This window comes from Nocardioides sp., assembly GCF_035703625.1.
In the GTDB taxonomy this organism is placed as follows: domain Bacteria; phylum Actinomycetota; class Actinomycetes; order Propionibacteriales; family Nocardioidaceae; genus Nocardioides.
This window is the reverse complement of sequence record NZ_DASSXS010000058.1, coordinates 1-2,453: the sequence shown is the minus strand read 5'-3', so window position 1 is coordinate 2,453 and position 2,453 is coordinate 1. Positions and strand designations below refer to the sequence as shown.

Here is a 2,453-nt window from a genome sequence, read left to right as displayed (position 1 = left end):
CTCGACCAGGGTGGTGGCGCGCTGCCAGGCGTCGCCGAAGTAGCCCACCGCGGCGCCGACCATGAGGCGACCGTCGGCGTCCTGCGAGGTGTGGGGGAACTGCTCGTTCTTGACGAAGTCCTTGACCGTGATCAGTCCGCCGAGCCGCCCCTGCTCGTCGACCAGCGGGAGCCGCTCGCGCTTGTGCTTGCGCAGCAGCGCGGTGGCCTCGTCGCGGGAGATGCCGACGGGGCCGGTGACCAGCGGGGTCGAGGTCATCACCTCGTCGACCTTCGTGGTGGCCCACTCGGCGACGGGGGTGAAGCGCAGGTCGCGATTGGTGCAGATGCCCAGCAGGCGGTTGTCGGTGTCGACCACGGGAAGCCCGGAGACGCGGAACTCACCGCAGATCTGGTCGAGCTCCTCGAGGGTCGCGTCCGGCCCGATCGTCACCGGGTTGGAGATGATCCCGGTCTGGGTCCGCTTGACCAGGTCGACCTGGTAGGCCTGGTCCTGGACCGAGAGGTTGCGGTGGAGCACGCCGAGGCCGCCCTGGCGGGCCATCGCGATCGCCATCCGCGACTCGGTGACGGTGTCCATCGCGGCACTGACCAGGGGCACCTTGAGCGTGATCCCGCGCGTCAGCCGGGTGGTGGTGTCGATGTCGGTCGGGGCCAGGTCGGAACGCCCCGGCAGCAGCAGGACGTCGTCGTAGGTCAGGCCCAGGGCGGTGAACTTGTCAGGGACTCCGGAGTCGGTCATGGGGTCCTTTGCGGGTCTGGGTCGGCGGGACACCATCCTACCGTCGGCCCAGGTCAGATCAGGTCAGGCGGGCACGCCCTCGCGGGGCACGCGCTGCCCGATGCGACCGAGCCAGAACTGCCAACCGACGGCGACCACCACGGCGATCACCCACAGCTGGACCTCGGCCCACACCCAGTGCGGGTCGTTCGCGGGAGCCAGCGACGCGATCACGGTGTCGATCGCCAGCCAGACCACCAACGTCACCGCCACCGCTGCGACGACCCCCAGTGCGCGGGCGCCGAGGGACCGGCCGGCGGTGATCGCGAGCCCGATCGCCACCACACCCGTCAGGAACAGGATCATGCCCAGGAAGAAGAGCGGACCCTCGGCCGGGCTCTTGCCCAGGCCCCCGGCGATCCCGATGGACAGGGCCTTGACCGCCCAGACCGCCACGGCACCGATGGACGCGTAGGTCGCCACCCTTGCTGCTGTCATGGCAGTCATTGTGGGGGGCGCCCACGGTTTCCGTGGCAGAACGACCGAGCACGACTGCGGCGTCCAGCGGCCGGTCCGTGGTCCGACGCTGCGCAAAATGACGCTGACCCGCCCGAAAGTTTCGGGCGGGTCAGCGTCTTGCGCGTCAGTTTCGGGCGGGTCAGTGCCCGTGCCCGTGGCCGTGGCCGTGGCCGGCCTCGTCCTCGTCCTCCTCGGGCTTCTCCGCGATCAGCGTCTCGGTCGTGAGCAGCATGCCCGCGATCGAGGTGGCGTTGATCAGCGCGGAGCGGGTGACCTTGACCGGGTCGAGGACACCCTGGGCGACCAGGTCGCCGTACTCGCCCGTGGCGGCGTTGTAGCCGGTGCCGACGCCCGCGTCGCGGACCTTGGCGACCACGACGTGCCCGTTGTCGCCGCCGTTCTCCGCGATCCAGCGCAGCGGCTGGTCGAGGGCGCGGCGCACGATCCCGATGCCGGCGACCTCGTCGCCGCTGAGGCCGAGGTCGTCGGACAGAACCGCGGCGGCGTGGATCAGCGCGGATCCGCCTCCGGCCACGATGCCCTCCTCGATCGCCGCGCGGGTCGCGGACACGGCGTCCTCGATGCGGTGCTTCTTCTCCTTCAGCTCCACCTCGGTGGCCGCGCCGACCTTGATCACGCACACGCCGCCGGAGAGCTTGGCGAGGCGCTCCTGGAGCTTCTCGCGGTCCCAGTCGGAGTCGGTGTTCTCGATCTCGCCCTTGATCTGGTTGACCCGGGCCTCGACGTCGGCAGCCTCGCCGCCGCCGTCGACGATCGTGGTGTTGTCCTTGGTGACCACGACCCGGCGGGCCTGGCCGAGCACCTCGAGCCCGGCCTGGTCGAGCTTGAGGCCGACCTCGGGGGCGATGACCTGGCCACCGGTGAGGGTGGCGATGTCCTGCATCATCGCCTTGCGCCGGTCGCCGAACGCCGGGCTCTTGACCGCGACGGCGTTGAAGGTGCCGCGGATCTTGTTCACGACCAGGGTCGAGAGCGCCTCGCCCTCGACGTCCTCGGCGAGGATGAACAGGGGCTTGCCGGCCGCGATGACCTTCTCCAGCAGGGGCAGCAGCTCCGCGACCGCGGAGATCTTGCCCTGGTGCAGGAGGATGTAGGGGTCCTCGAGGACGGTCTCCATGCGCTCGGCGTCGGTGACGAAGTACGCCGAGATGTAGCCCTTGTCGAACTGCATGCCCTCGGTGAACTCCAGCTCG

The 2,453-nt window shown here is 70.1% G+C and carries 3 protein-coding genes; all 3 read right to left on the bottom strand.

Translation table 11 applies throughout. The features are described from left to right. The coding region (locus VFN12_RS02625) for an IMP dehydrogenase (protein ID WP_325117006.1) at positions 1-741 on the bottom strand (741 nt) is incomplete at its 3' end. A gap of 63 nt (positions 742-804) precedes the next feature. Continuing rightward, complete coding sequence (locus tag VFN12_RS02620; RefSeq protein WP_325117005.1) at positions 805-1,218, bottom strand: hypothetical protein; 414 nt, start codon at positions 1,216-1,218, stop codon at positions 805-807. 160 nt (positions 1,219-1,378) lie between these two features. Beyond that, on the bottom strand, positions 1,379-2,453 hold a 1,075-nt coding region (gene groEL, locus VFN12_RS02615; RefSeq protein ID WP_325117004.1), incomplete at its 5' end, for a chaperonin GroEL.